We start from the raw sequence: 16531 nt of genomic DNA, 5'->3' as shown, positions 1-16531 counted from the left end.
GGACTCCCATGCGTCTTATCCGCATGCTGTTGCTGCCAGTACTGGCTTTGACCACGCTCTCGGCCCACGCCGATGACAAGGACGTGGCGCGCCTGACCCAATTGCTGGAAAAATCCCAGACATTGACCGCACGCTTTTCCCAACTGACGCTTGATGGCAGTGGCACACAATTGCAGGAAACGGCTGGCGACATGTCGTTGCAGCGCCCGGGCCTGTTCTACTGGCACACCAATGCCCCGGCTGAACAAACCATGGTGTCCGACGGCAAGAAGGTCACGCTGTGGGACCCGGATCTGGAGCAGGTCACTATCAAGACCCTCGACATGCGTCTGACCCAGACCCCGGCTCTGCTGCTGTCCGGTGACGTGTCCAAGATCAGCCAGAGCTTTGACATCAGCGCCAAGGAAGCCGGTGGCGTGATCGACTTCACCCTGAAGCCGAAAACCAAGGACACCCTGTTTGACAGCCTGCGCCTGTCGTTCCGTAACGGTCTGGTCAATGACATGCAACTGATCGACAGCGTCGGTCAGCGCACCAATATCCTGTTCACTGGCGTGAAGGCTAACGAGCCGATCCCGGCGTCCAAGTTCAAGTTCGATATCCCTAAAGGGGCGGACGTGATCCAGGAATAAACCGCAATACCTGTGGGAGCTCGCTCCCACAGGGGCCTGCTGTGTTCAAGTAGTGAGGTTTTGCAAGTAGTGATGGACCTGTTTCGCAGCGCCCCGATTGCTCAGCCCTTGGCCGCCCGCCTGCGTGCGGCCAATCTGGACGAATACGTCGGTCAGGAACACCTGCTCGCTCGCGGCAAGCCTTTGCGCGAAGCGCTGGAGCAGGGTGCCCTGCATTCGATGATTTTCTGGGGCCCGCCAGGCGTGGGTAAAACCACCCTGGCGCGGTTGCTGGCGGAAGTCTCCGATGCGCACTTCGAAACGGTCTCGGCGGTGCTGGCCGGCGTGAAAGAAATCCGTCAGGCGGTGGAAATCGCCAAGCAACAGGCCGGGCAGTACGGCAAACGCACCATTTTGTTTGTCGACGAAGTGCACCGCTTCAACAAGTCCCAGCAGGACGCGTTCCTGCCGTACGTTGAAGACGGCACGCTGATTTTCATCGGCGCGACCACCGAAAACCCCTCGTTCGAACTCAACAACGCCTTGCTCTCCCGGGCTCGCGTTTATGTGCTCAAGAGCCTCGACGAAGCGGCCCTGCGCAAACTGGTGCATCGCGCCTTGACCGAAGAGCGTGGCCTGGGCAAGCGCCAACTGACGCTCAGCGATGAAGGCTTCCAGATGCTGTTGTCCGCCGCCGATGGCGATGGCCGACGGCTGCTCAATCTGCTGGAAAACGCCTCGGACCTGGCCGAAGACAACAGCGAGGTCGGTGTCGATCTCCTGCAAAGTCTGCTCGGCGATACCCGTCGGCGTTTCGACAAGGGCGGCGAAGCGTTCTACGACCAGATTTCCGCGCTGCATAAATCGGTGCGCGGCTCCAATCCCGACGGGGCGTTGTATTGGTTCGCGCGGATGATCGACGGAGGTTGCGATCCGCTGTACCTGGCAAGGCGCGTGGTGCGCATGGCCAGCGAAGACATCGGTAATGCTGACCCGCGCGCCCTGAGCCTGTGCCTGGCCGCGTGGGAAGTGCAGGAGCGCCTCGGCAGCCCCGAAGGCGAATTGGCAGTGGCCCAGGCCATCACGTATCTGGCCTGCGCGCCAAAAAGTAACGCGGTGTACATGGGTTTCAAGGCCGCGATGCGCAGCGCCACCGAACACGGTTCGCTGGAAGTGCCCCTGCACCTGCGCAATGCCCCGACCAAATTGATGAAGCAACTCGGTTACGGCGACGAATACCGTTACGCCCACGATGAACCGGATGCCTACGCCGCGGGCGAAGACTACTTCCCGGAAGAGCTCGAACCGCAGCCGTTCTATCAACCGGTGCCGCGTGGTCTGGAATTGAAGATCGGCGAGAAACTCAATCACCTCGCCCAACTTGACCGTCTAAGCCCTCGGCAGCGGAGAAAATAGTGATTCCATTGGTCATCGCGGTGTCCATCGGCGGTGTCGCCGGCACGCTGTTACGTTTTGCTACCGGAAACTGGATCAATGCTAATTGGCCGCGGCACTTCTATACCGCGACGCTGGCCGTTAATATCGTGGGCTGTTTGCTGATCGGCGTTCTTTACGGTCTGTTTTTGATTCGCCCGGAGGTGCCGCTTGAGGTGCGTGCCGGGTTGATCGTCGGCTTCCTCGGAGGGCTGACGACTTTTTCATCCTTTTCACTGGATACGGTGCGCCTGCTGGAAAGCGGGCAAGTGCCGCTGGCCCTGGGCTATGCGACGCTCAGCGTATTCGGCGGGCTGCTTGCCACCTGGGCTGGCCTGTCCTTGACCAAACTTTGATAAACGAGAAACCGACATGCTCGATTCCAAACTGTTACGTAGCAACCTTCAGGACGTAGCGGACCGCCTGGCATCCCGTGGCTACACGCTGGATGTTGCGCGCATCGAAGCGCTGGAAGAACAGCGCAAGACCGTCCAGACCCGCACCGAAGCACTGCAGGCTGAGCGTAATGCCCGTTCCAAATCCATCGGTCAGGCCAAGCAGCGCGGCGAAGACATCGCGCCACTGATGGCCGACGTCGAGCGCATGGCCAACGAATTGAGCGCCGGTAAAGTCGAACTGGACGCGATCCAGACCGATCTGGATTCGATCCTGCTGGGCATCCCGAACCTGCCGCACGAATCGGTGCCGATTGGCGAAGACGAAGACGGCAACGTCGAAGTCCGCCGCTGGGGCACCCCGACCGCCTTCGATTTCCCGGTTCAGGACCATGTGGCCTTGGGCGAGAAATTCGGCTGGCTGGACTTCGAAACCGCCGCGAAATTGTCCGGTGCGCGTTTCGCCCTGTTGCGTGGCCCGATTGCCCGTCTGCACCGCGCCCTGGCGCAGTTCATGATCAACCTGCACGTCAACGAGCACGGCTACGAAGAGGCGTACACACCGTATCTGGTCCAGGCGCCAGCGCTGCAAGGCACCGGTCAATTGCCGAAGTTCGAAGAAGACTTGTTCAAGATCGCGCGCGAAGGCGAAGCCGATCTGTACCTGATCCCGACCGCCGAAGTGTCGCTGACCAACATCGTCGCTGGCGAGATCGTTGATTCGAAACTGCTGCCGATCAAGTTTGTGGCCCACACCCCATGCTTCCGCAGCGAAGCCGGTGCGTCGGGTCGTGACACCCGTGGCATGATCCGTCAGCACCAGTTCGACAAAGTTGAAATGGTCCAGATCGTTGAGCCGTCGACCTCGATGGAAGCGCTGGAAGGCCTGACCGCCAACGCCGAGAAAGTCCTGCAACTGCTGGAGCTGCCTTACCGCACGCTGGCACTGTGCACCGGCGACATGGGCTTCAGCGCAGTCAAGACTTACGACCTCGAAGTGTGGATTCCGAGCCAGGACAAGTACCGCGAGATTTCGTCGTGCTCCAACTGCGGCGATTTCCAGGCCCGTCGCATGCAAGCGCGTTTCCGCAACCCGGAAACCGGCAAGCCGGAACTGGTTCACACCCTCAACGGCTCCGGCCTGGCAGTCGGTCGTACCCTGGTGGCGGTGCTGGAAAACTATCAGCAAGCCGACGGTTCGATCCGTGTGCCTGACGTGCTGAAGCCGTACATGGGTGGCCTTGAGGTCATCGGCTAAATGAACTATCTGCCGCTGTTTCACAACCTGCGCGGCAGTCGTGTGTTGGTTGTCGGTGGGGGGGAGATTGCCTTGCGCAAATCCCGCCTGCTGGCCGATGCCGGTGCGCTGCTGCGGGTGGTTGCACCTGAAATCGAACCGCAACTGCGCGAACTGGTGGCCGGCAGCGGCGGCGAGTGCCTGTTACGGGGTTATGTCGAAACGGATCTGGACGGTTGCGGACTGATCATTGCCGCCACCGACGACGAGCCGTTGAACGCGCAAGTGTCCACCGATGCCCATCGGCGGTGTGTGCCGGTCAACGTCGTGGACGCGCCAGCCCTGTGCAGCGTGATCTTTCCGGCGATTGTCGATCGCTCCCCGCTGATTATCGCGGTGTCCAGCGGCGGCGATGCGCCGGTGCTGGCGCGGCTGATTCGCGCCAAAATTGAAACCTGGATTCCTTCTACCTACGGCCAACTGGCTGGTTTGGCGGCGCGTTTTCGCCATCAGGTCAAAGGCCTGTTTCCGGATGTGCAGCAGCGTCGCGGCTTCTGGGAGGACGTATTTCAAGGGCCGATCGCTGACCGGCAACTGGCCGGCCAGGGCGCCGAAGCCGAGCGTCTGTTGCAGGCGAAAATCGACGGCGAAGCGGATGTCACGACTGGCGAGGTGTACCTGGTCGGGGCAGGGCCGGGTGATCCCGACCTGCTGACGTTCCGTGCCTTGCGCCTGATGCAGCAAGCCGACGTGGTGCTGTATGACCGCTTGGTGGCCCCCGCCATTCTTGAGTTGTGTCGTCGTGATGCCGAGCGCATTTACGTCGGCAAGCGTCGCGCCGATCACGCTGTACCGCAGGATCAGATCAACCAGCAACTGGTCGATCTGGCCAAGGCTGGCAAGCGGGTGGTGCGGTTGAAGGGCGGTGACCCGTTCATCTTCGGTCGCGGTGGTGAAGAGATCGAAGAACTGGCAGCCCACGGCATTCCGTTCCAGGTGGTGCCGGGGATCACGGCAGCCAGTGGTTGCGCGGCATATGCCGGGATTCCGCTGACCCATCGTGATTACGCGCAGTCGGTGCGGTTTGTCACCGGGCATTTGAAGGACGGCTCCAGCGATCTGCCGTGGGCCGACCTCGTCGCGCCGGCGCAGACGCTGGTGTTCTACATGGGCCTGGTGGGCTTGCCGATCATCTGCGAACAGTTGATCAAGCACGGTCGCGGAGCGGATACCCCGGCGGCGTTGATTCAGCAGGGCACCACGGTCAATCAGCGGGTGTTTACCGGTACGTTGGCGGACCTGCCACGGCTGGTGGCGGAGCATGAAGTGCATGCGCCGACGTTGGTGATTGTTGGGGAAGTGGTCCAGCTGCGCGAGAAACTGGCTTGGTTTGAGGGTGCTCAGGCGCAGGTCTGAATACCGTGTTGTCGCCATCGCGAGCAAGCTCGCTCCCACATTGGATCTGTGTCGTTCACACATCCCCTGTGGGAGCGAGCTTGCTCGCGATGGGGCCTCCAAATTCAGCACAAACCTCAGGCTTTGCGCCAAACCCCTTTCCCGCTCAACCGCGCCCGATCATGCGCCACCGTGAAGTCCTGTGCCGGCCCTTTCGGCACAATCCCGGTCGGGTTGATGGTCTTGTGGCTGCCGTAATAGTGATTCTTGATGTGCTCAAAACTCACCGTCTCGGCTATCCCCGGCCACTGGTAAATCTCGCGCAGCCAGTTCGACAGGTTCGGATAATCGGCAATGCGCCGCAGGTTGCACTTGAAGTGCCCGTGGTACACCGCGTCAAAACGAATCAGCGTGGTGAACAGCCGAATATCCGCTTCGCTCAGGTATTCGCCGGCCAGGTATCGATTGGCGCCTAACAGCTGCTCCAATCGATCCAGTTCCTCAAACAAACCATCGAACGCTTCTTCATAAGCGTGTTGCGACGTTGCAAACCCGGCGCGGTACACGCCGTTGTTCACCGCCGGGTAAATCCGCTCGTTCAGCGCATCAATCTCACCACGCAGCGGCTCTGGGTAGAAATCCAGGTCATTGCCGGTCAGCTCATCGAAAGCGCTGTTGAACATGCGGATGATCTCTGCCGATTCATTGTTGACGATGCGGTTCTGCTGTTTGTCCCACAGCACCGGCACGGTGACGCGGCCGGTGTAATTGGCGGTGTCGGCGGTGTAGCGCTGGTGCATGAAGTCGAGGTGATCGAGCTGGTCGCCGGTGGAGCCCAGGCTCTGGTCGAAGGTCCAGCCGTTTTCCAGCATCAGCCAACTGACCACCGACACGTCGATGAGGTTTTCGAGGCCTTTGAGTTTGCGCAGGATCAGTGTGCGGTGGGCCCATGGACAGGCGAGGGACACGTAGAGGTGATAGCGGCCGGCTTCGGCGGCAAAGCCACCGACACCGGTCAAGCCGGGCCTGCCATCGGTGGTCACCCAGTTGCGGCGTTGCGCCTGTTCACGCTGGAAGGCGCCGTCTTTGCCGCTTTCGTACCACTGGTCCTGCCAGCGGCCTTCGACTAATAAACCCATGATCAAGACTCCTCAAACCCAATAAATCGTTGGAGAGGAGTCTATGCCCATGAGTTCGAACAAATAGCGCAAAGGTTGGGCAGATATGATCGGTTAAATCGATCTGTCGCGTGCATCCCAATACTGTTGGGCTGTTTCAAACGCCTGGTCACGCGTTTGACCGAGCCCGCGCAGCGCCAGGGCCATGGTCGAAATCAGGGCCATTTGCGGGTAGCTGTCGACCACATCGCCGCGCCACACGGCCTTCATATGCTCAGGGTCGAGGGCGGCGGGTTTGACGTGACGCTGGGTCGACAGCTGCGGCCACTCTTCGTCCCAGCTTTCACCGCCGGTGGTGCCGTACAAGTGACTGTCGGCGTCCGGGTTGATCTCGATCTCACCACCGTCGCCCTTCACCACAATCGCAGTGTCGCCCAGCAAGCCGCTGGCGTCACGGTGCACGGCCTGATAGCCAGGATGGAAAATACTTTGCAAACCGCAACGGGCGCCTAACGGATTGAGGATGCGCGTCAGGGAATGGATCGGCGAGCGCAGGCCCAAAGTGTTGCGCAGGTCGATCATGCGCTGCAGTTGCGGCGCCCAATCCACCAGCGGCATGAACGCCAGGCCGCCGTTATCCAGTGCCGCGCCGACCTGTTGCCAGTTACGGCACAGCGGAATCCCGAGTCCTTCCAGCAGTTGTTCGCTGTACAGCCGCCCGGCCGTGTGCGCGCCTGCGCCGTGCATGAAAATGCGTACGCCGTTCTGTGCCAGGCACTTGGCTGCCAGCAGGTACCAGGGCAGATGACGCTTTTTGCCGGCGTAGGTCGGCCAATCGAGATCGACATTCAAGACGGGAGGCTGCAAACGTTCACGCAGGGCTTCGGTGAAACCGGCCATTTCCTCGGCGCTTTCTTCCTTGTGCCGAAGCAGCATCAGAAACGCGCCGAGCTGGGTGTCTTCGACCTTGTCGTCGAGCACCATGCCCATGGCCTCGCGGGCTTCGTCACGTGTCAGGTCGCGGGCGCCGCGTTTGCCTTTGCCGAGGATTCGCACGAACGGGGCGAACGGGTGCTCGGCGGGTGTTTCGAGGATCAGCGCTGGGAAGTCGGTCATAAGCAATTCGTCGGTTTGGGCAGGCCCGCCAGTTTCGCGGCGAGTTTGGCAGGGGTGCCTTTGAACAGTCGGTTCAGGTGCAGGCTGTTGCCTTTTTCCGGGCCGAGCTTCAACGCGGTGTATTTGATCAGCGGGCGGGTGGCCGGCGACAGTTGGAATTCGTCGTAGAAACGGCGCAGCAGTTCGAGGATTTCCCAATGCTCGGGGCTCAACTCGATGTCTTCGGCAGCGGCGAGGGCGCTGGCCACATCAGCGGACCAGTCGCTTAGTTCAACCAGGAACCCGTCCTTGTCCAACGCGATGGCGCGAGCGCCGACTGTCAGGGAATTCATAGCCAGCTGTTGACCTTGTCATAGTGAATCGACAGCTCGACGAAGGCCGGGTAGTCGATGGCCTTGGCCCAGTCTGGCGTTGCGATGGAGCGGGCTTGAATGTCTTCGGCCAGTACGAACAGCGTCAGGCCGCGAGTCTTCAGCGCGCTGAACGGTGCGGTGCCGGGTTGCAGGGCATACACCGCGTCGCCGCTCAGCAGCAGCGCATCGTTGGCGCCGATCACGCGCAAACAACTGGTCAGGCGGTCGTCGCCGAACGGGGAATGAGACAACACATGCAAAGTCGACATCAGAGGGTGATCACCTGGTCGTAACGGTCAATAAGGGCGGTGATGTCGTGGGCGGTCAGTGCCTTGGCTTCCTCCAGCGAGAACGTGGAAGGGGCCAGCCCACGTTCCGCGGCGCTGTCAGCGCAGACGAACAATTCCTCGACACCAAACATCGGCAAGGCTTGCAGATTGGCGCTCAGGTCTTTTTGTTGCAGCGCCTTGGCGTCCTGTTTCGCGGCGAGCTGAAACACCCCGTCATCGAGAAACAGCAGGCCGATCGGCAGATCGAAGGCGCCGCCAGCCAGCACGATGTCCAGTGCTTCGCGGGCATTCGGCCCGGACCATGGCGCCTGACGGCTGATAATCAGCAAGGATTTGGGCATCTCACGCGCCTCCGAAACAGATCAGGCGGTCAGCGTCCTGCACCGCGTCGTGCAACTGGCCGAGACCGGACAATTCCCATGGCGAGCTCACGGCAACGGCGGCGCGCTGATAACGCCCGGCTTCTTCTTCGTTCAACACACCACGGCGCAGGGCGGCGGCAATACACACGACGCCGTCCAGTTGATGCTCGCTGACAAACGCGCGCCATTGCTTGGGCAGGTCCAGTTCATCTTGCGGGGTGACTACACTGTCGGACGCGTTGTAGACGCCGTCCTGATAGAAAAACAGCCGGACAATCTCATGCCCACCGGCCAGCGCAGCCTGGGCAAACAACAGGGCGCGGCGCGAGGAGGGCGCATGGGCGGCGGAAAACAGCGCGATAGCGAACTTCATGACGGACTCGATCAGCGAAACTGCGGCCATGATAAAGCTTTATCGCTGAGGGGGCTAAATCGATGTTGTCTTTGCGGGCCTCATCGCGCGCAGGCAACACCTGAATCAGCGAGGCATATACCCCAACTGCCACCGCCGCGGAATCTTCAACGACACGACCCCCACCACCCCCGCCAGCAATCCGCTGGCAAACAACGCCTGAAGCCCCAAATGCTGTTCCAGCACCGCCCCAAGCACCGCCCCGGCGAACATCCCGGTCCAGGGGATCAACTGCACCCTCCAGCCATTGCGCCGTTCGCCGAGCATCCAGCGCCCCAGCCCCCGTCCGAAGCGCGACAGCGCGCCCGTGACATAGGTCAGGCCGACCGGCAGTCCGTTTACTTCCTCGACCGCAGCATTGAGCATGCCCATGGCAATGATCGCCGCCAGCAGCGCGGGCAATTGTTCGTCGTATGGCCAGGTAGCGGCCGCGCACAGCAGCGCGGCGATGGTCAGCATCAACGGCAGCGCCCGTCGCCCGCCGAGGCGGCTGACGATGATGCCCAAGGCGTTGCCGACGACGAACGTGGCCACGAGCAGCAGCAATCGCCCGGTCAGCCCCAGATCGCCGACACTGATGGCGACGGCGAGGCGTGTGGTGTTGCCGCTCATGAACGAGACGAAATCACCGCTGGCCATAAAGCCGATGGCGTCGGTCATGCCGGCGAGGACCGAGAGCATGGCCACCAGCGTCATACCGATGCGCCCGCGCCACTTCTGCGTTTGCAGGTGGCCGGGGCTGGCGTGGGTCGATGAGGCGGAAGGCAGCATCTGTGAGGGCATCCTTGTGCAGGGGTTACGGTTCTATCCCGTATAACTCGCAATAGTCCAGCCAGTCCATGCCGGCCATCTCCGCAACTTCCTTGTGCACCTCCCGGCGATGGGCCTCGTAGTCTTGTGGCGTGGCAGCCGTCAGAAGCAGCGTCAGCTCCCAGGCGAACAGTCCCTGACGCTCGGCCTCGGCTTCGAAGGCTTCATGCAATCGCTCTTCACGGTACTGCGCCGTCGTCTCACCCTTGACCTGGGCCAGCAGCGGGTTGAGGTTGTCGAGTTCGTGGCGCAGTTCAGGGTGCTCATCGAGAAACTTCTTCAGCGCCTGCTCGAATTGCTGTTCGGTTGCCGCCATGGTCGCTCCTTGATAACGGGTTACGAAGATTGTTTCTTGCTGGCCTTGGCCGCGGCGGCCAGGCATTCGAGGGCGAACTGCTCGGTGTAGGTCATCTTGATCGGCGTGGTCTCGCCTTTGACGGTGCGTTCGCCGTCGAGGATGTAACGGATGCGCTTGTCGGTGACACCAATGCGCTTGGCAATCCAGGACGGCGTCTGGCCAATCTGGCTGATCAGCTTGTCGGCGTATTCAGGGGTTGGTTTGTAGAATTCGGCGTTGGGTGTCATGGGGGCTTCCAGAAAAAGGCGGTGTTTATGGCGCGACAGGGTGCGCGAATCGTTACGCGGTGTCGCGGTATAAATGCAGTAAAGCAGAACGAATCGCCGCGCCACGGTGATACAGTCCGCTTTTTCTTGATGAGCGAACGTAATGCGAATTCTGATGGTGGCGCTGGCTGTAACGTTGCTGGCGGGATGCGCGGGCTCGGTGATGGACGATGCTCGCACCAAGCCCCCGTACAAAACCCTGAACTCGAACAAGCCGGAAATGGTCGTGGCCCAATGCGTGCAATTTTCATGGCAGGACGAGGCGGTGTTCGGTGTGGATGCCGGCGCGTATTTACAGCCGGGTAAAAAGGGCGGTTCGACCGTTTACACGCGGTCGGCGGAATCCTTTATCGACGTGACCACCGATGCGTCCGGCACCGTGATCAGTTACTACGCGCAGCATGATGATTTTGTGGCCAAGCGCCGTTTGGCGGCGTTGGCGACTTGCCTCTGATCCAAGGCTGACGCAATACCCCCTGTGGGGGCGAGCAGGCTCGCTCCCACGGGGTTTTGTGTGGTGTTCAATCTATCAGGCGTTTCTGGAAGAAATGGCGCTTGTGGCCCGGCGGGTAGTCGGCAATCTGGCCGAGCTCGCTGTAACCGAGTCGTTTGTAAAACGCCGGCGCCTGAAAGTCGAAGGTGTCCAGCCAGATCCCGACGCATTCCTTTTCCCGTGCCAGGTCTTCAGCCATCTGCATCAGTTTTGAGCCCAAACCGTGTCCCCGTGCCTGTTCGGGCACCGACAGCAACTCGATGAACAACCACTGGTAAAAGAACCGGCCATACAACCCGCCGAGAATCTCGCCGTTGTCATCGCGCACCAGCAACGCCAGCGGTTGCGGATTGCCCGGGCCAGCCTGCGCGGTGTTGTAGGCACGCAGCGGTATGAGGATCGCCTCACGTTCTGCATCCGTGGGGTTTTGCGACTGTTCGATTCGCAGGGTCATGAGCGACATCCTGTTGGCAATGATCCGCCAGCCTAGCGTGCTCGCGGTAATTGTGGAACCGTCGCCGTCGCGCGGAGGTCTAGCCTAAGCAGCGTCACTTCAGAACGCGGCCAATGAGGACACCCCCGTGAATATTTTCGAAGCCTTGCGTGAAAGCCACGAGCGCCAACGCCGCTATGCCGATGCGCTCATCAAAACCAGTGGCGACACCCCGGAGCGGGTCGAGGCTTACAAACAACTGAAGTCCGAACTCCAGGCCCACGAAACCGCCGAGGAGCGGCATTTCTATATTCCGCTGATGGAGTTCGACAACGGCGTCGACCTGAGCCGCCACGCCATCGCCGAGCACCACGAAATGGACGAAATGATGGAGCAACTGGACGAGACCGAGATGTCCAGCCCGGCGTGGCTGGCGACCGCGAAGAAGTTGGCCGAGAAGGTTCATCACCACCTGAAAGAGGAAGAGCAGAAGTTCTTCCAGATGGCCGGCAAACTGCTCGATGACAAACAGAAAGAAACACTCGCCGGCCAGTATGTGAAGGAATATAAGGCTCAATTGTCCTGAAGCGTTGCGTGTCGCTCCTGGTTTTCGTTTTCGCCTACCATAGGCACCTCTGACGAAAAAAAAGGATGCGGTGCCATGGCGAACACAGCCGAACGGGTCAACATAATCGAATCCCAGGTGTTGTCCCACGACTGGTATTTGCTGAAGAAAATCACTTTTGACTATCAGCGCAACAACGGTGACTGGCAACGCCAGACCCGCGAAGTTTACGATCGGGGCAACGGCGCGGCGATTCTGTTGTTCAACCGCGAAAAGCGCACTGTCGTGCTGACCCGCCAGTTCCGTCTTCCGGTGTTCGTCAACGGCCATGACGGCTTGCTGATTGAAGTGGCCGCCGGGTTGCTCGAAGGGGCGGCGCCGGAAGAGCGCATCCGCGCCGAAGCCGAGGAAGAAACCGGTTACCGCGTGCACCATGTGCAGAAGGTCTTCGAGTCGTATATGAGCCCTGGCTCGGTCACTGAAAAGCTGCACTTCTTTATTGCCGAGTACGACGCCGCGTCGAAAGTCAGCGAGGGCGGTGGGCTGGAGGAAGAGACCGAAGAACTGGAAGTGCTGGAGTGGGCCTTCGATGAGGCACTTAACGCGTTTTATCGCGGGGAGATCTGCGACGCCAAGACCATCATGCTGCTGCAGTACGCGGCGATGAAGAACTTTTTCTCGGCTGAATAAGCCCCCATCAAAACAGATCACCCATTCGGCTGGCGCCTGACCACTCGCACCCTTCAAGCGTCAGCAACCGCTCTTTCGCTTCCAATCCGCCGGCAAACCCGGTGAGCTTGCCCGAGGCGCCGATCACCCGATGGCAGGGTGCAACGATCGAGATCGGGTTTTTGCCATTCGCCGCGCCCACCGCCCGAACCGCGCTCGGGTTGCCGATCTGTTCGGCAATCTGGCTGTAGCTGCGTGTCTCGCCGAACGGGATGGTCAGCAGGGCCTGCCAGACCTTCTTCTGAAAATCCGTCCCGGCAAACTCCAGTTCCAGATCGAACGAGTTTCGGGTGCCGGCAAAGTATTCCTGCAACTGCTGAACGGCACGCACCAGGACCGGGTTGTCCGACGCTTCGTGCATCGGTCCCATTCGCACCCGGTTCGGTTTGTCGTTTTCCCAGAGGATGGCTGCCAGTCTTCCCTCTTTCGCCACCAGCTTCAGTTCGCCGACTGGAGACGGCAGGGTGGTGAAGGTGTAGGTCATGCTGGCGGACTCCGCGCAAGCCAAATAGAGCCTCAGCATACTGCCTGGACGGGGAGGCGCAATGTGTAATTCCAGCCATACTGCCTTCTGCTCTTGAACGTTTTCTCTACTTTTTTCATACCCTAAAAACAAAAAGAGACCGACTCATGAAGTATGAACCTTTTGCCAAATCGCTCATTGCGACCTCCTTGGCGCTTAGCTGCCTGACTGCCCACGCCGCCTCCGTCGCTCCCGTCGCGGCCGAAAACGGCATGGTGGTCACGGCCCAGCACCTGGCCTCCCAGGTGGGGGTCGATGTGCTCAAGAACGGCGGCAACGCCGTGGATGCGGGGGTCGCGGTGGCGTACGCGCTGGCGGTGGTCTATCCCGCAGCGGGCAACCTCGGTGGCGGCGGTTTCATGACCATTCAGCTGGCGGACGGGCGCAAGACGTTCCTCGACTTCCGTGAAAAAGCCCCGCTGGCCGCCACCGCCAACATGTACCTGGACAAAGAAGGTAATGTCATCCCCGACCTCAGTACCCGCGGCCACCTGGCCGTCGGCGTGCCGGGGACCGTGTCCGGCATGGAACTGGCCCTGAGCAAATACGGCACCAAGCCGCGCAAGGAAGTGATCGCCCCGGCGATCAAACTGGCCGAAGACGGTTTTGTCCTGGAGCAGGGCGATGTCGATTTGCTCGACTACGCGACCGATGTGTTCAAGAAAGACATGAAGGACTCCGGCTCGATCTTCCTGAGCAATGGCGAGCCGATGCAGGTCGGGCAAAAGCTGGTGCAGAAGGACCTGGCCAAAACCCTGCGGGAAATCTCAGGCAAGGGCGCCGACGGTTTCTACAAAGGCTGGGTCGCTGATGCCATCGTCACCTCCAGCCAGGCCAACAAAGGCATCATCACCCAGGCCGACCTCGACCAATACAAAACCCGCGAACTGGCGCCCATCGAGTGCGATTACCGTGGCTATCACGTGGTCTCGGCACCGCCGCCAAGCTCCGGCGGGGTGGTGATCTGCGAGATCATGAACATCCTCGACGGTTACCCGATGAAAGACCTGGGCTACCACTCGGCCCAAGGCATGCACTATCAGATCGAAGCGATGCGCCACGCATATGTGGACCGCAACAGCTACCTCGGCGACCCGGATTTCGTGAAAAACCCGATCGCGCACCTGCTGGATAAAAACTACGCCACCCAACTGCGCGCCGCGATCCAGCCGCAAAAGGCCGGCGTGTCCCGCGACATCAAACCCGGCGTAGCGCCGCATGAGGGCAGCAACACCACGCACTTCTCCATCGTCGACAAATGGGGCAACGCGGTGTCGATGACCTACACCCTAAACGACTGGTTCGGCGCCGGCGTCATGGCCAGCAAAACCGGGGTCATCCTCAACGACGAAATGGACGACTTCACCTCGAAAATCGGTGTGCCGAACATGTACGGTCTGGTGCAAGGGGAGGCTAACGCCATCGCGCCCGGCAAAGCGCCGCTATCGTCGATGAGCCCGACCATCGTCACCAAGGACGGCAAGGTCGTGATGGTCGTCGGCACCCCCGGCGGCAGTCGTATCATTACCGCCACCTTGCTGACCATGCTCAACGTGATCGACTACGGCATGAACATCCAGGAAGCGGTCGATGCGCCACGTTTCCACCAGCAATGGTTGCCGGAAGAAACCAACCTGGAGACCTTCACCACCAGCCCGGACACGGTGAAGATCCTCGAAAGCTGGGGGCATAAGTTTGCCGGGCCACAGGACGCCAATCACGTCGCGGCGATCCTGGTTGGCGCTCCTTCGCTGGAAGGTAAACCAGTCGGCAAAAACCGCTTCTACGGCGCCAATGACCCCCGTCGAAACACCGGGTTGTCACTCGGCTACTAGAGATTGTGTTTGCAAGGGGACGGATATATTTTCGTCCCCCTGACTCACTGAATGTTCAAGGAAGGAATCATGACCACCGCACTATTAATCATCGACGTCCAGCAGGCACTGTGCTCTGGCGAGTACGAGTGCTTTGAGATCTACCGAGTTATCGAAAGCATCAACCACCTCAGCACCCGAGCCCGGATAGCCAAGGTGCCGGTCGTTTTCATACAGCATGAGGAAGAGGGCGGTCCGCTGGCCTACGGCAGCGACGGCTGGAAGCTGGCCAATAATCTGGACACCGAGCCCACCGATCATTACGTACGCAAAACCGCCCCGGATTCCTTCTACCAGACCCATCTGGAAAAGCTGCTGCCAAGAGAGGACGTCGAGCGTCTGATCATCTGTGGTTTGCAAACCGACTGCTGCATCAACGCGACCGTACGTCAGGCTCTGAAATTGGGCTACGACGTGGAGTTGGCAGCAGACGCGCATTCCACTGTCGACAACGGTAGCTTGACCGCCGAAGACATTATCGCTGAGCACAACAAGGATCTGGCGCACCTGACCGGTTCAGTGGCGCGTATCGACGTCAAGCCAGCGGCTCAAATCCGCATCTGAACCCGGTGATGTGCGCCATCTGTCAACCCGGATCGGTGCAGGGCCGGGTCGCCGGGCAGATGGTCAGCATCAAATGTTCCGGGACCGCTGGCGCCAACAGGCCCCGAACACTCCAGCCGGGCAGGCACTCCACATTGCGTTGCGCCTCGGGCAGCACCCGCGAGTAAAGGTTTTCCTCTTGGGAAATTGAGTCTCGAAATATACGAAACTGTATAGCGTTAGAGCCAGTCATGCTGCTGCCGTTTAGCTGTTGCGGCTACGGCACCAACAATGTCGGTGCACTCGGCTTTATTAGCCTACCTTCTAGTGGCGGTATAAGAATTTTTTCCTGTTGCGGGCTGACCGATATGGCAATTCCTCGGCAGTCCCCCGCCTTCGGAGCCAACGGCTTTTTTTACACCCCGTGCCGATTCCTTGATTAACTCAAAAGGGAAAAACCAATGAAATTGAGTGCACTGAACAAAACCTTGGCAGTCTCCATGGTGCTGACTGCCGTTAGCTTCACCGCAGTCGCTGCAGAAATCCCGATAGCGTCTGACGTGATAGAGGATCAAGTGGTGACCTCCGTTCTGGCCGTTGACGCCGCCAAGCACCAGATCGTCGTGGAAGGGCCGCAGGGACACCCAGTCCACGTTCAACTTACCGACCGCGCCAAAGATCTGGCCAACTTGAAAGTAGGCGATCAGGTCAACGTTGAAGTCATTCACTCGGTGGCGGCTGACCTGGACACCGACATTCAACAGGGCCTGCCAGAAAATGAAGAAACGGTGGGTGCCGTGCGTGCTACTCAGAGCAACCCGAATCCAGGAGGGGAAGCTTACCGACTGGTTCGCTTGCAATTGAAAATAACCAACATCGACCTGCAGGACAATCAACTGACTTTTGAAAATGCAGTGGGGGGTACTAAGGTTGTTGACGTTGTAAGACCAGAGATTCAGGCGAAATTGAAAGACTTGAAAGTCGGGCAAAGCATTCGCATGACTTACACCGACGTTCTCAAGGTGACTAGTCGGCACTGAGTTTCCAAAGGGAAACGGGGCGTTGGTATCGGGTTAGCGGACATAGAGGCGGCTGGTTTTTCTTCACTCGCATCTGAAACCACTGCAAATCATGATGCCGACGTTCTGCTGTTCAGGCATTACGTTGGAGTAAAAATCCCGATCAGCTCCGCCAGAAAGGCCCACCACCTACCG

23 protein-coding genes are annotated in these 16531 nt (G+C 59.9%); 11 read left to right on the top strand and 12 right to left on the bottom strand.

Going from position 1 to position 16531, the window contains the following annotated elements; genetic code table 11:
- Nucleotides 1–8 precede the first annotated feature (8 nt).
- The 5 genes from lolA to cysG all read left to right on the top strand — a co-directional run bounded on the left by lolA (nucleotide 9) and on the right by cysG (nucleotide 5093).
- The gene (gene lolA, locus NL116_RS19860) at nucleotides 9–632 is read left to right on the top strand and encodes an outer membrane lipoprotein periplasmic chaperone LolA (protein ID WP_027925132.1); all 624 of its coding nucleotides are present in this window, start codon (nucleotides 9–11) and stop codon (nucleotides 630–632) included.
- Nucleotides 633–704: 72 nt separating this feature from the next.
- Entirely contained in the window at nucleotides 705–2027 is a 1323-nt protein-coding gene (locus tag NL116_RS19855; RefSeq protein WP_494378099.1) for a replication-associated recombination protein A, read from the top strand.
- Nucleotides 2027–2401, top strand: coding sequence for a fluoride efflux transporter CrcB (gene crcB / locus NL116_RS19850; RefSeq protein ID WP_494373685.1), 375 nt, complete (start codon nucleotides 2027–2029; stop codon nucleotides 2399–2401). Before NL116_RS19855 ends, crcB begins: the two co-directional genes overlap by 1 nt.
- Before the next feature lie 16 nt (nucleotides 2402–2417).
- Nucleotides 2418–3698 (top strand): serine--tRNA ligase, encoded by a 1281-nt coding sequence (gene serS, locus NL116_RS19845; RefSeq protein ID WP_494373684.1) that lies wholly within the window; start codon nucleotides 2418–2420, stop codon nucleotides 3696–3698.
- Nucleotides 3699–5093, top strand: a complete 1395-nt coding sequence (cysG, locus tag NL116_RS19840) for a siroheme synthase CysG (RefSeq protein WP_494373683.1) — start codon at nucleotides 3699–3701, stop codon at nucleotides 5091–5093.
- Nucleotides 5094–5209: 116 nt separating this feature from the next.
- On the opposite strand, the gene NL116_RS19835 is transcribed toward cysG, so the two are convergent.
- The 9 genes from NL116_RS19835 to NL116_RS19795 all read right to left on the bottom strand — a co-directional run bounded on the left by NL116_RS19835 (nucleotide 5210) and on the right by NL116_RS19795 (nucleotide 10118).
- Nucleotides 5210–6211 (bottom strand): glutathione S-transferase family protein, encoded by a 1002-nt coding sequence (locus NL116_RS19835; RefSeq protein ID WP_494373682.1) that lies wholly within the window; start codon nucleotides 6209–6211, stop codon nucleotides 5210–5212.
- Nucleotides 6212–6304: 93 nt separating this feature from the next.
- A complete protein-coding gene (locus NL116_RS19830; protein WP_494373681.1) occupies nucleotides 6305–7306 on the bottom strand; it encodes a glycosyl transferase family protein in 1002 nt (333 codons plus the stop codon).
- Nucleotides 7303–7638 carry a TusE/DsrC/DsvC family sulfur relay protein gene (locus NL116_RS19825; RefSeq protein WP_494373680.1) on the bottom strand — a complete coding sequence of 112 codons (336 nt, stop codon included), beginning with the start codon at nucleotides 7636–7638 and terminating at the stop codon, nucleotides 7303–7305. Before NL116_RS19825 ends, NL116_RS19830 begins: the two co-directional genes overlap by 4 nt.
- Nucleotides 7635–7928, bottom strand: a complete 294-nt coding sequence (gene tusB / locus NL116_RS19820) for a sulfurtransferase complex subunit TusB (protein ID WP_494373679.1) — start codon at nucleotides 7926–7928, stop codon at nucleotides 7635–7637. The genes NL116_RS19825 and tusB overlap by 4 nt, the downstream gene beginning before the upstream one ends.
- Nucleotides 7928–8290, bottom strand: coding sequence for a sulfurtransferase complex subunit TusC (tusC, locus tag NL116_RS19815; RefSeq protein WP_494373678.1), 363 nt, complete (start codon nucleotides 8288–8290; stop codon nucleotides 7928–7930). Before tusC ends, tusB begins: the two co-directional genes overlap by 1 nt.
- Before the next feature lies 1 nt (nucleotide 8291).
- Complete coding sequence (tusD, locus tag NL116_RS19810) at nucleotides 8292–8684, bottom strand: sulfurtransferase complex subunit TusD (protein ID WP_494373677.1); 393 nt, start codon at nucleotides 8682–8684, stop codon at nucleotides 8292–8294.
- Nucleotides 8685–8789: 105 nt separating this feature from the next.
- Nucleotides 8790–9494 (bottom strand): YoaK family protein, encoded by a 705-nt coding sequence (locus NL116_RS19805; RefSeq protein ID WP_494373676.1) that lies wholly within the window; start codon nucleotides 9492–9494, stop codon nucleotides 8790–8792.
- A gap of 25 nt (nucleotides 9495–9519) precedes the next feature.
- Nucleotides 9520–9849: a DUF6388 family protein gene (locus NL116_RS19800; protein ID WP_494373675.1), complete on the bottom strand. Its 330-nt coding sequence runs from the start codon at nucleotides 9847–9849 to the stop codon at nucleotides 9520–9522.
- A 20-nt stretch (nucleotides 9850–9869) separates the two neighbouring features.
- Nucleotides 9870–10118 (bottom strand): hypothetical protein, encoded by a 249-nt coding sequence (locus NL116_RS19795; protein ID WP_027925145.1) that lies wholly within the window; start codon nucleotides 10116–10118, stop codon nucleotides 9870–9872.
- Nucleotides 10119–10260: 142 nt separating this feature from the next.
- Between NL116_RS19795 and NL116_RS19790 the strand changes: the two genes are divergently transcribed.
- A complete protein-coding gene (locus tag NL116_RS19790) occupies nucleotides 10261–10611 on the top strand; it encodes a hypothetical protein (protein ID WP_494373674.1) in 351 nt (116 codons plus the stop codon).
- Between the two features lie 67 nt (nucleotides 10612–10678).
- Here the strand turns inward: NL116_RS19790 and NL116_RS19785 are convergent, their stop codons facing one another.
- Nucleotides 10679–11104 carry a GNAT family N-acetyltransferase gene (locus tag NL116_RS19785; RefSeq protein ID WP_494373673.1) on the bottom strand — a complete coding sequence of 142 codons (426 nt, stop codon included), beginning with the start codon at nucleotides 11102–11104 and terminating at the stop codon, nucleotides 10679–10681.
- A gap of 127 nt (nucleotides 11105–11231) precedes the next feature.
- Here NL116_RS19785 and NL116_RS19780 point away from each other — a divergent pair, with 127 nt between their 5' ends.
- Both NL116_RS19780 and NL116_RS19775 read left to right on the top strand, forming a co-directional pair.
- Nucleotides 11232–11669 carry a hemerythrin domain-containing protein gene (locus NL116_RS19780; RefSeq protein ID WP_494373672.1) on the top strand — a complete coding sequence of 146 codons (438 nt, stop codon included), beginning with the start codon at nucleotides 11232–11234 and terminating at the stop codon, nucleotides 11667–11669.
- A 75-nt stretch (nucleotides 11670–11744) separates the two neighbouring features.
- Nucleotides 11745–12338: an NUDIX domain-containing protein gene (locus NL116_RS19775; RefSeq protein WP_494373671.1), complete on the top strand. Its 594-nt coding sequence runs from the start codon at nucleotides 11745–11747 to the stop codon at nucleotides 12336–12338.
- Nucleotides 12339–12345: 7 nt separating this feature from the next.
- Here NL116_RS19775 and NL116_RS19770 read toward each other — a convergent pair whose 3' ends face one another.
- Nucleotides 12346–12861, bottom strand: a complete 516-nt coding sequence (locus tag NL116_RS19770; protein ID WP_494373670.1) for a methylated-DNA--[protein]-cysteine S-methyltransferase — start codon at nucleotides 12859–12861, stop codon at nucleotides 12346–12348.
- Nucleotides 12862–13007: 146 nt separating this feature from the next.
- Here NL116_RS19770 and ggt point away from each other — a divergent pair, with 146 nt between their 5' ends.
- Together ggt and NL116_RS19760 are read left to right on the top strand one after the other, a co-directional pair.
- Nucleotides 13008–14735 carry a gamma-glutamyltransferase gene (gene ggt, locus NL116_RS19765; protein WP_494373669.1) on the top strand — a complete coding sequence of 576 codons (1728 nt, stop codon included), beginning with the start codon at nucleotides 13008–13010 and terminating at the stop codon, nucleotides 14733–14735.
- Between the two features lie 69 nt (nucleotides 14736–14804).
- The gene (locus NL116_RS19760) at nucleotides 14805–15338 is read left to right on the top strand and encodes a cysteine hydrolase family protein (RefSeq protein WP_494373668.1); all 534 of its coding nucleotides are present in this window, start codon (nucleotides 14805–14807) and stop codon (nucleotides 15336–15338) included.
- 22 nt (nucleotides 15339–15360) lie between these two features.
- On the opposite strand, the gene NL116_RS19755 is transcribed toward NL116_RS19760, so the two are convergent.
- Nucleotides 15361–15570: a hypothetical protein gene (locus tag NL116_RS19755; RefSeq protein WP_494373667.1), complete on the bottom strand. Its 210-nt coding sequence runs from the start codon at nucleotides 15568–15570 to the stop codon at nucleotides 15361–15363.
- Nucleotides 15571–15778: 208 nt separating this feature from the next.
- Here NL116_RS19755 and NL116_RS19750 point away from each other — a divergent pair, with 208 nt between their 5' ends.
- A complete protein-coding gene (locus tag NL116_RS19750; protein ID WP_494373666.1) occupies nucleotides 15779–16357 on the top strand; it encodes a hypothetical protein in 579 nt (192 codons plus the stop codon).
- Nucleotides 16358–16531: the final 174 nt, after the last annotated feature.

Source organism: Pseudomonas sp. FBCC-B1667 (assembly GCF_059133255.1).
The sequence above is the reverse complement of the archived record's forward strand: the minus strand, read 5'-3'. Positions and strand labels throughout refer to the sequence as shown.